The organism is Streptosporangium sp. NBC_01469 (assembly GCF_036227305.1).
Classification (GTDB): Bacteria; Actinomycetota; Actinomycetes; order Streptosporangiales; family Streptosporangiaceae; genus Streptosporangium.
Genome location: NZ_CP109465.1, coordinates 7,836,443 through 7,855,224, shown reverse-complemented (window position 1 = coordinate 7,855,224; position 18,782 = coordinate 7,836,443). Strand labels below are relative to the sequence as shown.

General features: G+C 71.2%; 18 protein-coding genes. 17 read left to right on the top strand and 1 reads right to left on the bottom strand.

The window, feature by feature from the left end:
- The first annotated feature begins 157 nt into the window (after positions 1-157).
- Genes OG587_RS34315 through OG587_RS34270 form a run of 10 tightly spaced genes read left to right on the top strand, consistent with a single transcriptional unit; the run spans position 158 to position 11,586 of the window.
- Positions 158-1,408: an ATP-grasp domain-containing protein gene (locus tag OG587_RS34315; RefSeq protein ID WP_329082727.1), complete on the top strand. Its 1,251-nt coding sequence runs from the start codon at positions 158-160 to the stop codon at positions 1,406-1,408.
- On the top strand, positions 1,405-2,214 hold the full coding sequence (locus tag OG587_RS34310) for a Rossmann-like domain-containing protein (protein WP_329082725.1): 810 nt from the start codon (positions 1,405-1,407) through the stop codon (positions 2,212-2,214). Before OG587_RS34315 ends, OG587_RS34310 begins: the two co-directional genes overlap by 4 nt.
- Positions 2,211-3,266: a PLP-dependent cysteine synthase family protein gene (locus tag OG587_RS34305; protein WP_329082723.1), complete on the top strand. Its 1,056-nt coding sequence runs from the start codon at positions 2,211-2,213 to the stop codon at positions 3,264-3,266. Before OG587_RS34310 ends, OG587_RS34305 begins: the two co-directional genes overlap by 4 nt.
- A complete protein-coding gene (locus OG587_RS34300) occupies positions 3,263-4,270 on the top strand; it encodes a dipeptide epimerase (protein ID WP_329082721.1) in 1,008 nt (335 codons plus the stop codon). The genes OG587_RS34305 and OG587_RS34300 overlap by 4 nt, the downstream gene beginning before the upstream one ends.
- Positions 4,267-5,460 carry an MFS transporter gene (locus OG587_RS34295; protein WP_329082719.1) on the top strand — a complete coding sequence of 398 codons (1,194 nt, stop codon included), beginning with the start codon at positions 4,267-4,269 and terminating at the stop codon, positions 5,458-5,460. The genes OG587_RS34300 and OG587_RS34295 overlap by 4 nt, the downstream gene beginning before the upstream one ends.
- Positions 5,461-5,491: 31 nt before the next feature.
- Positions 5,492-6,442: a class I SAM-dependent methyltransferase gene (locus tag OG587_RS34290; protein WP_329082718.1), complete on the top strand. Its 951-nt coding sequence runs from the start codon at positions 5,492-5,494 to the stop codon at positions 6,440-6,442.
- A complete protein-coding gene (locus OG587_RS34285) occupies positions 6,430-7,971 on the top strand; it encodes an ABC transporter substrate-binding protein (RefSeq protein WP_329082716.1) in 1,542 nt (513 codons plus the stop codon). The genes OG587_RS34290 and OG587_RS34285 overlap by 13 nt, the downstream gene beginning before the upstream one ends.
- Entirely contained in the window at positions 7,968-8,972 is a 1,005-nt protein-coding gene (locus OG587_RS34280) for an ABC transporter permease (protein WP_329082714.1), read from the top strand. The genes OG587_RS34285 and OG587_RS34280 overlap by 4 nt, the downstream gene beginning before the upstream one ends.
- 53 nt (positions 8,973-9,025) lie before the next feature.
- Positions 9,026-9,802 (top strand): ABC transporter permease, encoded by a 777-nt coding sequence (locus tag OG587_RS34275; protein ID WP_329082712.1) that lies wholly within the window; start codon positions 9,026-9,028, stop codon positions 9,800-9,802.
- Entirely contained in the window at positions 9,799-11,586 is a 1,788-nt protein-coding gene (locus OG587_RS34270; protein ID WP_329082710.1) for an ABC transporter ATP-binding protein, read from the top strand. Before OG587_RS34275 ends, OG587_RS34270 begins: the two co-directional genes overlap by 4 nt.
- Before the next feature lie 86 nt (positions 11,587-11,672).
- Here the strand turns inward: OG587_RS34270 and OG587_RS34265 are convergent, their stop codons facing one another.
- Positions 11,673-12,731, bottom strand: coding sequence for an LLM class flavin-dependent oxidoreductase (locus OG587_RS34265; protein ID WP_329082708.1), 1,059 nt, complete (start codon positions 12,729-12,731; stop codon positions 11,673-11,675).
- Positions 12,732-12,936: 205 nt separating this feature from the next.
- Here OG587_RS34265 and OG587_RS34260 point away from each other — a divergent pair, with 205 nt between their 5' ends.
- The 7 genes from OG587_RS34260 to OG587_RS34230 all read left to right on the top strand — a co-directional run bounded on the left by OG587_RS34260 (position 12,937) and on the right by OG587_RS34230 (position 18,699).
- Positions 12,937-13,533, top strand: a complete 597-nt coding sequence (locus OG587_RS34260; RefSeq protein ID WP_329082706.1) for a TetR/AcrR family transcriptional regulator — start codon at positions 12,937-12,939, stop codon at positions 13,531-13,533.
- Between the two features lie 173 nt (positions 13,534-13,706).
- Positions 13,707-14,924 (top strand): MFS transporter, encoded by a 1,218-nt coding sequence (locus OG587_RS34255; RefSeq protein WP_329082704.1) that lies wholly within the window; start codon positions 13,707-13,709, stop codon positions 14,922-14,924.
- Positions 14,925-15,254: 330 nt separating this feature from the next.
- Entirely contained in the window at positions 15,255-15,803 is a 549-nt protein-coding gene (locus tag OG587_RS34250; RefSeq protein ID WP_329082703.1) for a hypothetical protein, read from the top strand.
- A 282-nt stretch (positions 15,804-16,085) separates the two neighbouring features.
- Positions 16,086-16,430 carry a site-specific integrase gene (locus OG587_RS34245; RefSeq protein WP_329082701.1) on the top strand — a complete coding sequence of 115 codons (345 nt, stop codon included), beginning with the start codon at positions 16,086-16,088 and terminating at the stop codon, positions 16,428-16,430.
- Positions 16,431-16,756: 326 nt separating this feature from the next.
- Positions 16,757-17,056: a hypothetical protein gene (locus OG587_RS34240; protein ID WP_329082700.1), complete on the top strand. Its 300-nt coding sequence runs from the start codon at positions 16,757-16,759 to the stop codon at positions 17,054-17,056.
- A gap of 500 nt (positions 17,057-17,556) precedes the next feature.
- Complete coding sequence (locus OG587_RS34235) at positions 17,557-18,126, top strand: dihydrofolate reductase family protein (RefSeq protein ID WP_030925166.1); 570 nt, start codon at positions 17,557-17,559, stop codon at positions 18,124-18,126.
- Positions 18,127-18,186: 60 nt separating this feature from the next.
- Positions 18,187-18,699: a bacteriocin immunity protein gene (locus OG587_RS34230; protein WP_329082695.1), complete on the top strand. Its 513-nt coding sequence runs from the start codon at positions 18,187-18,189 to the stop codon at positions 18,697-18,699.
- Positions 18,700-18,782 lie beyond the last annotated feature (83 nt).

Genomic DNA, 18,782 nt, shown 5'->3' with positions numbered 1-18,782 from the left:
CCGGAGCGTAGTGGTCACCTGTGCAGTTTCGGTGGAGATTGAGGCCTTTACCGGCGCAGATGCATCAGATCCGGATCAAAGGGGTCTTATCGTGTTGCAAAGAAAATGAAAGTGATTATCATTCCTTCCATCTGGTCTTGTGATGAAGGAGGCTGTCTTGGGGCATCTGCTGATGGTCGAGAGCTGGGTGGGATCGATGAGTTCCCTGCTGCCCAGGGCGATCCGGGAGGCGGGTCACCGGTTCACCTTCCTCACCCGCGATCTGCACCACTACCTGCGCGCCCCGTCAGGGGCCCTCGCGCACCCCCTGCTCGCCGCCGACAACGTGGTCACCGCGGAGACCAACGACGTCCCGGCCCTGCTGAGGTACGTCGAGCGGCTGCACGAGGCCCTCGGCTTCGACGGGGTGATCTCCTCGTGCGACTACTACCTCGCGACGGCCGCCCGGCTCGCCGCCCACCTGGGGTTGCCGGGGGCCGGTCCCGAGGCCGTCGAGCGGGCCTACCGCAAGGACCTCACCCGGGAGGCGCTGCGGAAGGCGGGGCTGCCGGGACCGGCCTTCGCCGTCACGGGCGGCTGGCCCGAGACGGCCTCGCGCGCCGAGGAGATCGGCTACCCCCTGGTGATCAAGCCGGTCGACCTGTGCGCCGGGATGTACGTGCGCAGAGTGGACGACCGGGAGCAGCTTCGCGAGGCCTACCTGGCGCTGGAGGGATTCCCCGTCAACGCGCGACAGCAGCGGCGGCTGCCCGTCGTCCTGCTGGAGGAGGTCCTGACCGGCCCCGAGATCAGCGTCGAGTCGGTGGCCTTCGAGGGCGAGACCGGCATCGTCGGCATGACCGACAAGAGTCTCACCGGCGAGCCGTGGTTCGTGGAGAGCGGCCACATGTTCCCGGCCGCGCTCGACCCCGGCACGGTGCGGTCCGCCGGAGAGGCCGCCCTCGCCGCGCTGGCCGCGGTCGGACTGGACCACGGCGTGGCCCATACGGAGCTGAAGCTGACCCCGGACGGGCCGAGGGTGGTCGAGATCAATCCCCGGCCCGCGGGAAACCAGATCACCGAGCTGGTCCGCCGGGTGACGGGCGTGGACATACCGACCGCCTACGCCCAGCTCGCGCTGGGAGAGCGGCCCTGGCTGGCACCCGCCGACACCGGGGTGCGCAGCGCGGCCATCGCCTTCCTGCTGCCCCCGGGGCCGGGAACGCTCTCGGCGGTCCACGGCACCCGGCGGCTCGCCGAGGCCGGCGACGTCGTCGAGTGGCAGGTCAAGACCGCCGGATTCCGCGCGGGGGAGCCGACGAGCAACAACGGCTACCTCGGCCACGTGATGGTCGCGGACACCGCCGGCTCCGGCGCCCGATCCCGGGCCGAGGAACTCGTGGCCGGCCTGACCGTGGAGTACGCGTGAAGCCGTCGGCCGGGCTCGGCGGGCTGGTCGCGGACGTGCTGGCCTGCCGGGCGGGCTCCGACCCCGCCCGGCAGCGGATCAGCGTCGGATTCGTCACCAAGCAGGGCGCGCACCACGCCACCCGGGGCCGCGGCTACCGCAACCACGTGATCAGTCTCCGGCTCGGCGAGGCGGTCGGGTCCTGCGCGGTGGAACCGGACGCGATACCCGACGACGTGGTGTACGACTGCGTGGGCCGCGACGTGGCCACGCTGCTGTCGCACCCGCTGGCCGCGGTGCGCACGGCCGCCCTGGACGCCTACCTGATGCGCGAGCATCCCCACGACCCGGCCGACGCCGTGGCCGTGCCCGCCGGGTCCTCCCTGGACAAGTCGATGGCCCGGGCCGCCATGGTGGTGGACCTCCTCCCCGTCCCCGCCGGGGGCCGGGTACTGGTGGTCGGCGTGGTCAACTCGCTCCTGCACCGCCTGCGGGAACGCGGCCTCCGCTACGTGCCGTGCGACCTGCGGGGCGGCGAGACCGAATGGGGCGAGCCGCACGTCACCGACGCCGGGGCCGCGCTGGAGGGCTGCGACGCCGTGCTCGCCTCCGGAATGACGCTGGGAAACGGGACCTTCGATCCGCTGCTGCGCCACGCGCGCGACACCGGCAAGCCCCTGGTGCTCTTCGCCCAGACCGGCAGCGCCGTGCTCCGGCGGTTCGTCGGCGCCGGGGTCACCGCCCTCTCCGCGGAGCCGTACCCGTTCTTCTGGCTGGACGGCGGCCCGACCCTCATCTACCGCTATCGGTCGGAAGGAGCCAGGTGACCTCCGCACCGGACCTGCTCACCCTGCTCGGCAACACCCCTGTCGCCAGGATCGGGACACCGCTGCCGCACGCCCATCCCGGCTTCTGGGCCAAACTCGAAGGCCTCGGCGCGGGCGGCATGAAGGCCAGGGCCGCGGTGTCGATGCTGCTCGGGGCGCGGGCCAGGAACGAGCTCCGGCCGGGGGCGCCGGTGGTGGAGTCCACCAGCGGCACCCTCGGCGTCGGGCTGGCCTTCGCCGGCCAGGCCCTGGGCCACCCGGTGGTGCTCGTCGTCGACGCCGAGCTGGAACCGGGCATGCGGGCACTGCTGGCCGCGTACGGGGCACGGCTGGAGACGGTCGACCGGCCGCACCCGGTGGGCGGGTGGCAGCAGGCCCGGCTGGACCGGCTCGACCGGGTCATGGACCGGCTGCCCGGCGCGTACTGGCCGAACCAGTATCACAACCCCGACAACCGCGCCGGGTACGCCTCGCTGGCACGCGAGCTGGTCGCCCAGCTGGGCGCGGCGGATGTGCTCGTGTGCAGTGTCGGGACCGGCGGGCACAGCGCCGGCGTGATCTCCGAACTCCGCCGGCACTGGCCGGAGGTACGGCTCATCGGGGTCGACACGGTCGGTTCGACGATCTTCGGGCAGCCGGCGCGCCCCCGCCTCATGCGCGGGCTCGGCAGCAGCATCCACCCGCGCAACGTCGCCTACGAGGAGTTCGACGAGGTGCACTGGGTCGGGCCCGCGGAGGCCGCCGACACCTGCCGGCGCCTAGCCCGGCACGCCTTCGTCACCGGAGGCTGGAGTACCGGGGCCGTCGCGCTCGTCGCGGCCTGGGCCGCGCGGGTGGAGACGGGCGCGCGGGTGGTGACCGTCTTCCCCGACGGGCCGCACCGCTACCTCGACTCGATCTTCAACGACGACTACCGGCGCTCCCGCGGGCTGGCCGGACATCCGGTGACCCGGCCACTGGAGATCGCCGATTCCGATGCCGTCGAGGTGACGGGCTGGGCGCGCTGCCGCCGGGTCGCCGACCCGCTGCGCGCCGTGGAGGTCCCGGCATGAGGCTCGGCTGGGAGGTGGTCCCGCTGCGGCTGCGCGAGCCCTTCCGCATCTCCCGCTCGGTGATGGCCGCGCGCGACGCCGTCCGGATCGCGCTGCGCCACGACGGGGTGACCGGGTACGGCGAGATCGTGTCCAGCGCCTACCTCGGGCTGGACGTGCCCCGAATCACGGCCGCGCTGGAGCGGGTGGCCGGTCGGCCCGACCCGGAGACACTCCTCGCGGAGCTGCCGGACCTGCCGTGCCCGCCGGGGGTGCTCGCCGGCCTCGACGCGGCCCTGCTGGACCTGGCGGGCAAGCGCGACGGGCTGCCCGTCCACCGGTTCACCGGATCCCCCTCCTGGCGGCCGGTGCCCACCGCGTACACGATCGGGATCTGCGGGCCGGAGCGGGCGGCCGGAGCCGCCCGTGACCTGCGCGACCGAGGTTTCACCGTGCTGAAGGTCAAGGCCGGGTCGCCCGACCCGGCCGACGACGTGGCGCGGATCGAGGCGGTCAGGAGAGCCGCCCCCGGAGCGCGCCTGCTGCTGGACCCGAACGGCGCCTGGAGCGCCGAGCGGGCCGTCCGGCTGCTGGAGCGGATGCCCTACGTGGACGCCGTCGAGCAGCCCATCGCGCCGGGCCGTCCCGACCTGCTCGCCTGGGTCGGCCGGCGGGTATCGATGCCGGTGATAGCCGATGAGGACGCCGGAGGAGTGGCCGAGGTCGAGCGGCTGGCGGGAGCCGTCCGGGGGGTCAACGTCAAACTCGCCCGGTGCGGCGGCGTGCTGGCCGCGCTCGGCGTCATCGACGCGGCGCGGCGCCACGGCATGGACGTCATGCTCGGCTGCCTGGTGTCCAGCTCGCTCGGCATCGCCCCCGCCGCCCACCTGGCCGGGCAGGCCCGCTGGGTCGACCTCGACGGCCATTTACTGCTGGAGCGCGACCCCTGGACCGGTATCGGCGGCGAGGACGGCGTGCTGCGGCTCTCCGGCCTCCCCGGCCTCGGCGTGCGGCCGGCGACATGAGGACGTTCCGGTCCTTTCCGCTGTCCGTACGGCTCCTGCTGGTCAACCAGATGGGCGTCAACACCGGTTTCTACCTGCTGATCCCCTATCTCGCCGGCTACCTCGGCGGAAGCCTGGGCATGTCGGCCGCCGCCGTCGGGGTGGTGCTCGGTGTGCGCAACCTCAGCCAGCAGGGCCTGTTCCTGATCGGCGGGACGGCCTCCGACCGGCTCGGTGCTCGCACGGTCATCATCGCGGGGTGCGCGCTGCGCGCCGTCGGCTTCGGTCTCTTCGCGTTCGGCGGCTCGCTGCCCGTGCTGCTCGGCGCCTCGGTCCTGTCCGGTCTGGCCGGGGCGCTGTTCAACCCGGCGGTCCGCTCCTACCTGGCCGTCGAGGCGGGCGACCGCCGCGCGGAGGCGTTCTCCCTGTTCAACGTGTTCGCCAGCACCGGGGCGCTGCTCGGCCCGCTGCTGGGCGGCGCGTTGCTGCTGGTCGACTTCCGGGTGGCGGCCGTCGCCGCAGCGCTGATCTTCGCCGGGCTGACGGTGGCACAGGCGCTGACGCTGCCGTCGCGGCCCGTGCCGCCCGGCGGGGGGTCGGTGCTCGCCGACTGGCGGGAGTGCCTGGCCAACCGCCGGTTCGTCGCCTTCACGCTGGCGCTGAGCGGGATGTTCGCCCTGCAGAACCAGCTCTACCTGATCCTGCCGATGCGGGCCGAGGAGGTCACCGGCTCCGCCGCCTCGGTGGCGGCGTTGTTCCTGGTCTCCACCGTCGCCACCCTGCTGCTGCAGGTACGGGTCACCCGGTGGCTGCGGGACCGTCTCAGCGGGGGGACCGCCATCGCGCTCGGCCTGGCGGTGATGGGCGCGGCCTTCCTCGCCCCGTTGCTGCCCGGTCTGACCCCGGTGCTGTTCACCGTGTTCGGGCTGGCCCTGGGAGTGATGATCGCGCAGCCGTTCGTGCTGGAGCTGATTCCCTCCTTTGGCAGGGAGGGCGTCATCGGTACTTATTTCGGGATGTTCTACCTCGCCTCGGGCCTGGTCGCCGCGGTGGGCAACGTCGTCGTGGGCTGGGCGGGCGACACGGCGGGCTGGCTCGCCTGGCCGCTCTGCGCCGCGCTCGGGCTGGGCTCCGCGATCGCGGTGCGCCGCGCCGGTGTGCCGGAGAGCGGTTCCCCCGGGAACTTCCCGGCGGCGGAGAAGGCGCCGTGAACTTCCCGGCACCGGAGAGGACGGCGCGGCCGTGAACTTCCTGACCGACAACCCCGAGCTGTACGAGCTGCGGTTCCCCGACCCCGGTCATCTCGCGGCCCGGTTCGCCGACGACCTCGCCCGTCGCTTCGGTGGCGGGACCCGGCTGCTCGACATCGGCTGCGGCACCGGCCGCGACGCCGGTCACCTGGCCGGCGACGGCTACACCGTCACCGGCTTGGACGTCTCCGAGCCGATGCTCGCCCACGCGCGCGGCCGGTATCCGGGTGTGGAGTTCGTCAACGCCGACATGAGGTCGTTCGACCTCGGCCGCCGGTTCGACGTGGTCACCTGCCTGGACAGCGCGCTGCTCTACTGCCACGAGAACGCCGACCTGACCGCGTTCCTGTCCCGCTGCCGCGCGCACCTGGCGCCCGGCGGGCTGCTCGTCGCCGAGATGCGCAACGGCGCGTTCTTCCTCGGCAACACCGAGCTGCTGGAGGGGACGGTCACCGGGTCCGTGCTCTGGGAGGGCGTGCCGTACACCTCCCGCACCCGCCTGTGGATCGACCATGCCGCCCAGCTGCTGCGCCGGCACCGCACCTGGGAGTGGCCGGGCCGCGCCGGGCCGCTGCACCAGTATTCGGCCTGGAGGCTGCTCTTCCCCCGGGAACTGGAGTACTTCCTCGACGTCGCCGGCTTCGAGGTACTGGCCCTGTTCGGCGGGCCGGGACCGCGCACCCAACCCCCGTGGACCCCCGGTGCGCCGCCGTCGGACGGCCTGTCCGGCGACCGGCTCCATGTCGTGGCCCGCCTGCGTCCCCCGCCCGGCGGCCCACACGACCGTATCGGGAATCGTCCGGCCGCCTGCCCGGCCGCCTGCCCGGCCGATGTCAGAGCCGATGTCAGAGCCGATGTCAGCGCCGATCGTCCGGCTGTTCGCGCGGCCGGCCGTACAACCGGCACAACCGATGAAAGGACCCCTCTCCCATGCACTCCCTGAATCGCCGCGGCTTCCTCGGCGCCACCGCCGGGCTGTCCGCCGCCCTGCTCGCCGGGTGCGGCACCGGTCCCACCGCCGGGGGCACCACGGCGGGCAAGCCTCGCGCGGGGGGCCGGCTGCGTGTCGCGTTCGCGGGGGGCGGAGCCCAGGAGACCCTGGACCCGCACCTGTCCAACCTGTTCGTCGAGGCGTCCCGGTCCAAGGCGTTGTTCGACAAGCTCGCCGACTACGGTCCCGACCTGTCGGTCGTGCCGCGCCTCGCCGAGCGCTGGGAACCCTCCGCCGACCTCACCACGTGGCGGGTCACCCTGCGCCGGGCGACCTTCCACGACGGCAGGCCGGTGCGCGCCGCCGACGTCCTCTACAGCTACGCCAGGATCGCCGACCCCGCCCGCGCCTTCCGCGCCAGGTCCACCCTGGCGGTCATCGACCTGGCCGCCAGCAGGGCCGTCGACGACCGCACGGTCGAGTTCGCGCTCAGGCAGCCGTTCGCCGAGTTCCCCAACGTGCTGGCCGCCTTCGGCGTGTTCGTCGTCCCCGAGGGCGCCGAGGACTTCACCAAACCGATCGGGTCCGGCCCGTTCACCTTCGGCTCCTTTGAACCTGGCCGCTCCCTGCTGCTCAAGCGCAACCCCGACTACTGGGAGGGCGCGCCCCATGTCGACGAGCTGCAGTACCTGATCGCCAACGAGGAGTCGGCCCGGGTCAACGCCCTGCTGGGCGGACAGGCCGACTACGCCCACGACATCACCGCGACCACCGCCAGGACCTACCGGGGCAACGACCGCCTGGCCGTCACCCGGCTCACCAACAGCGGCATGCAGGCGTTCGCCATGAAACTCGACCGCCCGCCCTTCGACGACCGGAACCTGCGCGAGGCGATGTTCCTGCTGGCCGACCGGAGGGAACTGGTCGACACCGTGCTGGCCGGCGCCGGGCAGATCGGCAACGACCTCTTCGGCAGGGGCTACCAGTACTACGCCGAGGAGATCCCGCAGCGTGCCCGTGACCTGGACAAGGCCAGGTGGCTGGTGGAGAAGGCCGGTGCGAAGGGGCTGAAGGTGCGGCTCGACACATCGGCGGCGGCCAGCGGCTTCGTCGAATCGTCGAGCGTCTTCGCCGACCAGATGCGCCAGGCCGGTCTCGACGTCGAGGTCGCGGTGGGCGACAAGGACACCTACTGGAAGGACGTCCTCGACAAGGGCACGCTGTGCTGCTTCCGGTCCGGCGCGATGCCCATCGAGTCCCACTTCGCGCAGCGTCTGCTCAGCACGTCCACCACCAACATCACGAAGTGGAAGCGCCCGGAGTTCGACGAGCTCTACGCCAAGGCCGTCTCGCTCGCCGACGAGAAGGCGCGCCGCGACGTGTACGCCGAGATGCAGCGCGCCCAGCACGCCGAGGGCGGCTACCTCGTCTGGGGTTTCGCCGACTGGCTCGTCGCGACCGCGCCCGGGGTGGGGGGCGTCGCCGACGCCCCGGCCAACACCCTCGACTGGGCCCGGTTCGACAAAGTGTGGCTGGCTTGACGCACCTCCGACTCGCCCCGTCGTCCTGGTACTCCCGCTCCGGAGGCCGGAGGAGCCTGCCCGGGTACGCCGCACGGCGCCTGCTGCTCGGCCTGGCCCAGGTCGTGGCGGTCACCGCACTGGTGTTCGCCCTCACCGAGGCACTGCCGGGAGACGCCGCCGTGGTGCTGGCCGGGGACACGCCCGACCCGGTGCGGATCGAGCGGATCCGCCAGGAGCTGGGGCTCGACCGGCCCGCGCCGGTCCGCTATGCCGAATGGCTGCTCGGCCTGTTCCGCGGCGACCTCGGCACGTCGCTGACGGCCGGGCGCCCGGTCACCGGTTTCCTCGCCGACGCCGGCGGGCCGACCCTCCAGCTCGCCGCGATCACCCTGCTGCTCCTGGTGCCGCTGGCGGTGGCCGCGGGCGTCGTCGCCGCGATCCGCGAGGGCCGGTTGCTCGACCGGATCCTCACCTCGGCCGGCATCGCCCTGTACTCGGTGCCGGAGTTCGCCCTCGCCGTGCTTCTGGTCGCGCTGTTCGCCCTGCGGCTCGGCTGGTTCCCGCCCACCGCGGTGGGCGTCGGCCCGAACCTGCTCGCACAGCCGGCCGTGCTGGTGCTTCCCCTCCTGGTCCTGCTCGCCCGGCCGATCTGCTCGATCAGCAGGCTGGTCAGGGCCGGGATGATCGACGCTCTGAGCTCCGAGTACGTCCGCCACGCCCGCAGGCTCGGGCTCTCGGGCCGGAGAGTCGTCGTGGCGCACGCCCTGCCCAACGCGGTGGCGCCGGCCGTGCAGCAGCTCGCCAGGACCACCGACTGGCTGCTCGGCGGTGTGATCACCGTGGAGGCCGTCTTCGTCATCCCGGGCCTCGGCACCTCCCTGGTGAGCGCGGTCTCCGCCCGCGACATTCCGGTGATCCAGGGACTCGCCCTGGTCTTCGCGGCCACCACCGTGGTCGTGAACCTCGCCGCCGACGTCGCCGCGTTCCGTCTCGCCCCGCGCGCGGCGGGTGCGACATGAGGCCGGGACGGGAACCGGGGCCGGAGCGGGGATCTGAGCGGGGATCCGGGCCGGTGCCGAGGTGGGGGTCGGGCGGGGTGCTGCTGGGCGTGCCGCTGGTGATCGCCCTCGCCGGTCCGTGGTTCGCGGGCGAGCCGGGTCTTCGCGGTGTCCCGTTCGGCTCCGGCCCCTTCCTGGGCACGGACTTCGTCGGCCGGGACGTGTGGCGGCAGGTGCTTCTCGGCGGTCGTACGGTCGTGGTGGTCGCCCTGGCCGCCACCGCCCTGGCCTTCCTGGTGGGCACGCCGCTGGGGCTGCTGGCCGCGATGACCCGGCGGCGGTGGCTCGACGAGCTGCTGATGAGACCTCTGGACCTGCTGCTGGCCGTCCCCTCGCTGTTGATGCTCATCCTGCTCGCCGCCACCGTTCCGCCAGGACCCGTCACCCTGGTCGTCATCGTCGCGGTGATCAGCCTGCCGGAGGTGGCCCGGATATCCCGCGCGGCGGCCCTGGAGATCGCCGCCAGGCCCGCCATGGAGGCGATGCGGCTCCAGGGTGAGAGCTGGTGGCGCCGGGCGGTCGGCTACGTGGGCCGGTCGATGCTCCGTACCCTCCTGGCCGACCTGGGCGTCCGCGTCGTCGGCGCGCTCTACCTTGTCGCGACGGCGAGTTTCCTGGGCGTCGGCGTCTCCCCGGACTCCGGCGACTGGGCGGTGATGGTCGACCGCAACCGGACCGGCATGTTCCTTCAGCCCTGGGCGGTGCTCGTCCCGGCGCTGCTGATCGTGGCGCTGTCCGTCGGGCTGAACCTGCTCTTCGACGGGGTGCGGCGCAGGGGGGAGATCGCGTGATCCGCGTTGTGGGACTGCGCGCCGAAGCCGGTGGCGGCACGCTGGTCGACGGCGTCTCCTTCCAGCTCGCACCCGGCCGGGTGCTCGCCCTGGTCGGGGCCTCGGGCAGTGGCAAGACCACCATCGGGCGGGCGCTGCTCGGCGAGCACGCGCCCGGGGTGGTCCTGTCGGGGACGGTCGAGGTGGCCGGGACGGTGGGCTACCTGCCGCAGCACCCCGCGTCCGCGCTCAATCCGGTCCGCCGCGCCGGCGCGGTGCTGCGCGAGGTCGCCGGGCGCCACGCGCCTGGTGGGGCCGTGCCTGGCGGGGCCGTGATGAACGGATCCGTGGCGGACCGGATCTCGTCCGTGCTCCGCCGCGTCGACCTGCCCGCCGGTGAAGGGGTGGCGCGCCGCTACCCGCACGAGTTCTCCGGCGGGCAGCAGCAACGCCTGGTGCTCGCCCAGACGCTGCTGACGGCGCCGTCGGCGATCGTGGCGGACGAGCCCACCACCGGCCAGGACGCCATCACCAAGCGGGAGGTCGTGGACGCACTGGCGGACCTCGTACGGCAGGGCATCGCGCTGGTCCTGCTCAGCCACGACCTGGACGTGGTGCGCACGCTCGCCGACCATGTCGTCGTACTGCGCGGCGGCCGGGCGGTGGAGAGCGGTCCGGCCGGGGAGGTACTCGCCCGGCCCCGGCACGACTACACCCGACGCCTGCTCGCCGCCCGGCTCCCGGCGGTCCCGCCCTCCGGTCCGGTGGTTCCGTCTCCCGGTGCGATGAGCTCGTCCACCGGTCAGGAAGGGAGTCCGTCCTCCGGGGAGGTGGTTCCGTCTCCCGGTGCGGTGAACTCGTCCACGGGCCGGGGATGGGGCCTGTTCTCCGGTGAGGCGGGCCGGCCTTCCCGGCAGGCGGCGTCACCCCGGAACGCCGTGCCGGGGCCGGTCCGGCTCGACGTCGTCGGACTGACGGCGAGGCACCGCTCGGTGCCGGTGCTTCACGACGTGTCGCTGCGGGTGGCCGCCGGGCGGTGCCTGGCGCTGGTCGGGCGTTCGGGAAGCGGGAAGACGACCCTCGCGCGCTGCGTCGCGGGGCTGCACGAGCCCGCGAGGGGAGCGGTGCTGCTCGACGGGAGACCGCTGGCGGGGGCACTGTCACGGCGGCGGCGCGAGGACGTGGCCCGCGTTCAGTATGTCTTCCAGGACGCGCACGCCTCCTTCGACCCGAACCGGACGGTAGCCGACCAGGTGAGCCGCACCGCCGTGCGGCTGCGCGGCCTGAGGTCCGGTGCGGCGCGGGACGCGGCGCTGGAGATGCTCGAACGCGTCGGGCTCGGCGCCGCGTCGGCGGCCCGCCGACCTACCGGGCTGTCCGGAGGGGAGCTCCAGCGCGCGGCGCTCGCCCGCGCGCTGCTCGCCTCCCCCGAGGTCCTTGTTTGCGACGAGATCACTTCGGGGCTGGACACGATCACCCAGGCCGGGGTGCTCGACCTGCTCGACGAACTGCGCCGAGAGTCCGGGCTGACCCTCGTACTGATCAGCCACGACATGGGTGTCGTGGCGCGGCTGGCGGACCACGTCGTGATCCTCTCAGGGGGGAGGGTCGTGGAGGAGGGGGCCGAGGCGTTCTGGTGGTCACCGGCGACGTCGGCCCACGACGCCCGCGACGGTGCCCACGAGTACTTCCAGACCCCGCGCTCCGAGACCCCGCGCTCCGAGACCCCGCGCTCCGAGACCCCGCGGAGCGGCGACACCCGGCCCGGCAGGGCGGTGCGGACGGAGGGCCGGGCGGGTGGCTGAAGGACAGGGCCGGGCCGGCGCCGAGCGCGCGGAGGGAGGGGCCGAGACGAAGGCGGCGGGCGGCACTCGGGGACGGGCGCCCCCGGTCAGGAACCGCCGGTGAGGTCGTACGCCTGGGCGACGAGCTCGTAGGAGCGGGTCCGGGCGGCGGGATCGTGGACCATCGTGGTGATCATCAACTCGTCGGCCTCGGTGCGCTTGCGGAGATCCTCCAACCCCTGCCGCGTCCCGACGGCGTCCCCGATCACCACCTTGGACAGGTAGTCGTCGAGGAAGTCCCGCTCCATCGGGCTGTACGGGTAGCTCTCGGCCTCCTCGGGCGTGGGGATCGGCTGCGGCGCCCCGCGCCGCAGCCGCAGCATGGACAGCCCGCCGGAGCGGGCCAGGCGCAGCGCCTGCTCGGGGGTGTCGGCGGCGATCGCGGAGACGCCGATCATCGCGTACGGCCGGTCGAGGACGGCGGAGGGCTCGAAGGACGACCGGTACAGCTCCAGGGCCGGGATGGTGTTGTTCCCGCTGAAGTGGTGCGCGAACGCGAAAGGCAGGCCGAGCATCCCGGCGAGCTGGGCGCTGAAGCCGCTGGAACCGAGCAGCCAGATCGGCGGGCGGCCCGACTCGGGGGAGCGGGGCACCGCGACGACCCGCTCCAGCGGGTGGCCCTGCGGGAACGTGCCGTCCAGGAAGGCCGTCAGCTCGGCCAGCTGCTCGGGGAAGTCGTCGGCGTCCAGGCCGTGCCGCCCGCGCAGGGCCCTCGCCGTGGCGGGGTCGGTGCCGGGGGCCCGGCCGAGCCCGAGGTCGATGCGGCCCGGGTGCAGCGCGTGCAGGGTGCCGAACTGCTCGGCGACGACCAGCGGGGCGTGGTTGGGCAGCATGACGCCGCCGGACCCCAGCCGGATGCTCCTGGTCGCGGCGGCCAGATGGGCGATCAACACGGCGGGCGAGGAACTTGCCACGGACGGCATGCCGTGGTGCTCGGCCACCCAGATCCGGTGGTAGCCCCACTCCTCCGCGCGCCTGGCCAGCTCGGTGCTCGCCGCCAGGGTCTCGGTGGGTGTCACTCCCGAACCGACGGTCGCCAGCTCCAGGATCGACAGGGGTACCTCGGAGGAGCCGCGGGCCGTCCCGCGGATGTCGTCATCAGCCATGTAGGCGGCAACCAGGCGGAGCAGAGGTTTATTTCTGTCGACCACCTGAGATCGATCTTCCCCCTACCTGGTCGGTGGCCGCCCGGTCGCCGCCGCGGCCATGGCCGGGCAGGCGCGAGCGCGGGGCAAGCACGTCTTCGGAGTGGATGGCAGAGGGCCGGGTTCCATATTGCATCGATCGATGTAAAACGTGTAGCGTGCCCGTATGGCTCGACCGCGGACATTCGACGAGGACCGGGTCCTGGAGGCCGCGATGCGCGTCTTCTGGGCGAACGGCTACGAGGCCACCTCGACCCGGGACCTGTGCGACGTTCTCGGCCTGGACCGCAGCAGCGTCTACAACGCCTTCACCAGCAAGCGCGAACTCTTCAAGCGTGCGCTGACCCGCTACATCGACACCACGACCGCCTCCCAACTGGAGATCCTGGAGGACCGGGAGCGGTCGGCCGTCGAGCGGATCCGCGCGCTGCTCTCCGGAATCCTCGAGATCGAGTCCGCGAACCGGCGGGACGGCCACGGCCGCGGCTGCCTGACCGTCAACACCACGGTGGAACTCGCCGGACGCGACCCGGAGATCGCCCGGTTGCTGGATCGCGACATGGCCCGGCGACTGGAGTGCTTCAAGACCGTCATCGCGACCGGGCAGCGCGATGGCGACATCACCTCTCCGCGAGACCCGGACTCGCTCGCCTGGTTCCTCAACGCGGTGATCGCGGGAATCCGGGTGGCCGCCCAGGGGGGCGCCGACCGCACCGTCCTGGAGGCCATCGCGGCAACGGCGGTGGACACCCTGACCCCATGACGCTTCGACCCCTGCCCCCTGGTCCTTTGACCCTCCTGACGCTTTGACCCTTTGTCTCTGACGTCCTGACCCGCCCCATCCCCGCCGGCGCGCCGCGGGCCGTCCGTGCCGCGTCCGCATGCCCTCATTTTGCATCGATCGATGTAAAACTCACCGACACAGGAGCCCCTACCATGCCCCGTGCCGTATACCTGCTGGCCCTCGGAATCTTCGCCATGGTGACCAGCGAGTTCGCCGTCGCCGGCCTGATGCCGCAGATGGCCGACGGACTGAACGCCACCATCCCGCAGATCGGCTATCTCATCACCGCCTTCGCGGTCGCGATGGCCGCCGGCGGGCCGCTCCTCACCATCGCGGTGCTGAAACTGTGCCCCAAACCGGCACTCATGGTGCTGTTCACGATCTTCCTGGCGGGTAACCTGCTGGCCGCGACCGCCCCCTCCTACCCGGTCATGATGGCGGCGCGGATCATCAGCGGCATCGCCTCCCAGGCGTTCTTCGGACTCGCCGTCTCACTGGCGATTCAGCTGACACCTCCGCAGGTACGCGGCCGAGCCATCGCGATGGTCATGAACGGGCTGATGGTGGGCACCCTGCTGGGGCTGCCACTGTCCACACTGATCGGAGAGCGTCTGGGCTGGCGCGCCGCCTTCTGGGCCATCAGTGCCCTGACCGTCCTCGCCGCGCTCGCCACGATGATCGGCGTACGTCGGCTGGAGCGTGCGGAAGGCGACGGTGGCGACTTCCGGCAGGAGATGCGTGTCTTCAGGAACCCCAGACTGTGGCTGGCGCTCGCGACCAGCACCCTCATCATCGGCGCGACCTTCTCCGCCTTCAGTTACCTCAACCCGATCCTCACCCAGGTCACCGGATTCGGCGCCGGAGCCGTCCCGCTTCTGCTCATCGCCTACGGCGCCGCCACCGTGATCGGCAACAACATCGTCGGACGCCTCGCCGACAAGCACACCGCCGGCGTCCAGCTGTGGGGGCTGGCCCTGAACCTGATCTTCCTGACCGGGTTCGCGCTGCTGGCCCACCTCAGCGTCCCCGCCGTGGTGTTCATGCTCGGCATCGGCCTGGTCGGCGTCACCATGAATCCGGCGATGGCCATCCGCGTCCAGCGAGCCGGCAACACCCGGCCACTGGTCAACACCGTGCACTCCTCCTTCATCACCCTCGGCGTCATCATCGGCTCCTTTGCCGGGGGAGTGGCCATCGACAACTTCGGCCTGCGAGCCCCGCTGTGGTTCGGTGCCGCGCTGGCCGCGCTCGGGATCCTGGCACTCCTCCCCGAACTCACCCGCCGCTCCGCCGCCGGGTCCGCACCCGCGTCCAGCGCGCCCGCCACCCGGGAGGGGCTCGCTGCGGACATCCGCAAACAGGTGGTTTAGAAGGTCGATGAAGATCGCGTGTCGGGGGTCGTGGAGCACGACGGCCCTCTTTACGGGGTCTCTGCGGTCCCGGGGAGATTTTGGTTCAGGCGCACATTCCGCGATCTTCCCGCGGCGAGGTCGGCGACTCGATCGCGGTACGGACGATCTGTTCGGTGATCGGCGTGTCGCGCGGTACGCGGTTACGCCAGGGCATCCGAGTCGTCCTGTGCCTAGTTCGAAAAATCTCTTGCACTTTGTTCAAGAGATGCCTACGTTCGGCTTGAACTTAGTGCAAGTCGATGTGGTGCCCGTTCGAACTCAGCGCACGTTCGCCCCCGGAGGTTCACCATGCCGCTTCCCGTCGCCGTCGCCGTCACGTTGCAGCTCCTGCTCGCCGCGACCTTCCTCATCGTCCCAATCGCCGCCTGGATCACCGGAGGTAGCGCCCAGCGCGCGGCCGAAGCGGAAATCGTCCGGCAGGGCCGCCCGCCCGCGATCCTCGCGCAGCACGGAATCAGGTTCAAAGAGCAGGCCTGGGAATTCGCGCTCGCCCTCGGCATCGCCGGGTGCCTGACGGCGCTGGCCCTGCTCAACCTCGCCGCGAACGGGACCGGCCGCATCCTGTCGTGGATCATCGAGCCGGTCGTTCTGCTCGGCGTCGGCTTCGTCACCGCCGGCCAGGTGTTCGCCACCCGCTATACCGAGGCCGCCTTCAGGAAGTCCGGTGACCACACCGTGCGGAACATCGACGTACGAGCCGTGATCGCCGCTGCGAACACCGGCTTCCCCTCCTGGCTGCGCCCCCTCGTCCTGGCACGCTTTCCTCTGGCGACCTTGGGCTCGCTCCTCGTCATCATCCTCCTGGCGACCCCGGCGGCCGGCGCGTACTTCCGCTGACTTGCAGGACGTCCGTGATGCCGAGCGCAAGGCGAAACGTCGACCGCTCACGCCTCCTCGGGGTCTTCGACCCTCCGTCTCTGAGGTTTCTGGGTAAGTCAGGTTATCCGGGGAGTCCCGGCAGGATCTCTCCAAATAACCTCTGGGCAGAGGCACGGCTAACGCCGGAAAAACTCCCCGCCGGCGCCAGGCTTTCGCCTACCGGGAGTGGTTGCTCGCGCGGGCAGCTGAGCACGCGGATGCGTTCGTCGACCTGGTCGGCGCCGAAGCCGCCGTCACCGCTTGGCGCCGGCACCTGCTGGCCGGCGCGGACGGCTGTCGGTCGACGGCGTCACCGACATCGTGCGCGCCGTCGGTAAGGACGCCGACTTACCCGGTCTGCGCCCGTACCGGCTGCGCCACACCTACGCCACCCGACTGCGCGAAGCAGGCGCCGACCACGCCCAGGTCCAAGCCCTCCTCGGCCACACCTCTATTGGGACCACCGCCCGTTACTTCCGCGCCTCCCCCCACCGAAGTCGCCGAACTGGTCGACCGCGCCCTCGACTACTAACCCCCAAAACCGCCCGGGCGGCCCGCCCGTTCCCCTCTGGAACATCCCGCGGGCGCGCTGGCTGCACCAGGTAGAGCAGTAGCGGCGGATCCTGGCGGTGGTGAAGTTCATCGCGGCCAGGGGCTGGGCGCAGACCAGGCAGCAGCCGGCCGGGACGGTCGCGGCGAGGTCGGCCAAGAGGCGCTCGACGTCGGCGAGTTGGTGGGGCAGGGGGTCGTCGGCAAGGACGGATCAACCGGGCATACCGACCGGCGCCGAACACCTGCCGGTAACCCGCGAGATGGGGCCGACGGCGACCCCTCGGCGGACTCGTCATCATCCACGCGCTGCCGGTGCGATCTGCAGAGGTGAGGCATCCGGGTGGTAGTCCCGCGTACATGAGGCATGCAGAATGCCTGGCATGGATCTACGACCGGAGCTGCTTCCCCCGTCTGTCTCCCAGGAGCGCCAGGAGCAGTTGGGGAGGGAGATCGACCGGATCGCGGAACTTATAGAAACCGGCAGGCTGATGGAGGCACGCGAGGCCGTCGCCGCGTTCAACATGCAGACTGGACACACCTACGAGCCGTCGGATTTCGCCGCGTACTGGGAATCGCAGAGACTGGAGGACCTCGCCCGGGATGCCGCCCGTGGCTGTGTTGGGTTCTTCGGGAGGCGTTTGTCGCTGACTTCGGGAGGCGGTTGGGGGCCGATTCCTTGATCAATGTCGGTGAGTTTTGACGTCACTCCGGGCTGTCTGGGTGGCCGGGCGGTGGCTGTTTGGCGAGGATGTCGTGGAGGGGCAGTAGGTCTCGCAGGGCGCTTCGAGACAGTGCGAGTTCGACGGGTGGACTGGGATTGGCCAGGATGAGGCTGCCGCCGGCGTGGTGGATGGCCTCGCGGATGCCGAGAAGTGTGTAGAAGCTGGCGTTATCGCAGCTAGTGCCGCGTCAGGCAACGTTTGCGACGTTCGTCGTTGGCCCTGAGCCGACGGTAGGTGACGTGGCACCGTGCATCGAAGTCGAGCGTTATGAGCGCCGTCCCGTTGTGAACCTGAACGCCCCGAGCGCCCGAATCGGTCGCGCGCTCAGTCTGCGGTCTGGTTCGCATCACGACGGTGTTGAGTAGGTGGGATCGGGCGCCGATGAGAAATGGCGCCGACAGTCGTCTAAGTAGACGTCCGGTGAAAACGCGCTGCGCGCATCAAGGGAGAGCAACGAGATGAGACCACTTCGATACTCGATCAACGTCACGCTCGACGGCTGCTGCCATCACGAGGCAGGGCTCCCCCCGGACGAGGAGTCGATGCGTTACTGGACCGCTGAGATGGAGCGAGCCGATGCCCTGCTATTCGGCCGGGTGACCTACGAGATGATGGAGTCGGCGTGGCGGAAGCCGGCCACGGACACGTGGCCTGACTGGATGGATGAGTGGCAGATCCCGTTCGCCGAGACCATCGACCGGGCGAAGAAGTACGTTGTGTCGAGCACGCTGAGCGCGGTCGATTGGAATGCCGAGCTGGTGCGAGGCGACTTCGGGCAAGCGGTTCAGCGGCTCAAGCAGGAGTCAGGCGAGGGCCTGTGGGTGGGTGGCGTGACGCTCCCCCTGGCGTTGGCAGATCTGGGACTGATCGACGAGTACGAGTTCCTTGTGCAGCCGGTCCTTGCCGGACACGGGCCGACGTTGCTCGCCGGTCTGCGCGAGCGCATCCAGCTCGAGCCCGTGGACCGCCGTGAGTTCCGGTCGGGGGCGGTCGCCCTGCGATACCGGCCCACGCGAGTTACGGCTTGACATGATTTATCCTGGCACGTTGGCCGCTCCCTCGCGACGGAACGACGGCTCGGAGTCGCGTTGGCCGCGCTGGCCGTGCCCCCGAACGCGCGGACATATCGACGGGGGACATCGCCCCGAGGTGCCGGTAGCGGACAGGGCAAACGTTGCGAATCGCCGTATACAGCTCGACCTTGGTCGCCGATATGCGCATGGGGCCCCAAACGGGAGAAGCACACCGACTCTCCCACCGCAAGAACCCCACTGCCGTCAAAACTCGGCGACATCACCCCTCACCACACGAAGCCGCCTTCCCTGCCCCAGCAACAAACGCCTCCGCAACTCACGTACATAGCCACCGCCCGCCCGGAGCGGCTCAAGGTATCGGACATCACCCAGGAAGAACTCGCCGAAATTGTCCGCAGGATCATGGAGGCAGACCCGGACTCCGACTTCTACCTACGCCTGCTAGAGGCCAATGTGCTCCATCCACGCGTCAGTGATCTGATCTTCTGGCCGCCGGAAGAATTACAGGACGCCACAGCCGAGGAGATTGTTGAAGCCGCTCTCAAGTATCGCCCCATCGCGTTGTGAGCGCGGGCCAGGAGCTGAAACAGATCACCTGGGAACGGACAGCAGAAACCGACAAGTTAGTCCGGACGACCATGAGCCCCCCG

Excerpts from the sequence above, each read along its gene's own strand:
- OG587_RS34300 (WP_329082721.1), top strand. The coding sequence starts at position 3,263 with ATGAGGCTCGGCTGGGAGGTGGTCCCGCTGCGGCTGCGCGAGCCCTTC.
- OG587_RS34295 (WP_329082719.1), top strand. The coding sequence starts at position 4,267 with ATGAGGACGTTCCGGTCCTTTCCGCTGTCCGTACGGCTCCTGCTGGTC.
- OG587_RS34285 (WP_329082716.1), top strand. The coding sequence starts at position 6,430 with ATGCACTCCCTGAATCGCCGCGGCTTCCTCGGCGCCACCGCCGGGCTG.
- OG587_RS34265 (WP_329082708.1), bottom strand. The coding sequence starts at position 12,731 with ATGGCTGATGACGACATCCGCGGGACGGCCCGCGGCTCCTCCGAGGTA.
- OG587_RS34260 (WP_329082706.1), top strand. The coding sequence starts at position 12,937 with ATGGCTCGACCGCGGACATTCGACGAGGACCGGGTCCTGGAGGCCGCG.
- OG587_RS34255 (WP_329082704.1), top strand. The coding sequence starts at position 13,707 with ATGCCCCGTGCCGTATACCTGCTGGCCCTCGGAATCTTCGCCATGGTG.
- OG587_RS34250 (WP_329082703.1), top strand. The coding sequence starts at position 15,255 with ATGCCGCTTCCCGTCGCCGTCGCCGTCACGTTGCAGCTCCTGCTCGCC.
- OG587_RS34240 (WP_329082700.1), top strand. The coding sequence starts at position 16,757 with ATGGATCTACGACCGGAGCTGCTTCCCCCGTCTGTCTCCCAGGAGCGC.
- OG587_RS34235 (WP_030925166.1), top strand. The coding sequence starts at position 17,557 with ATGAGACCACTTCGATACTCGATCAACGTCACGCTCGACGGCTGCTGC.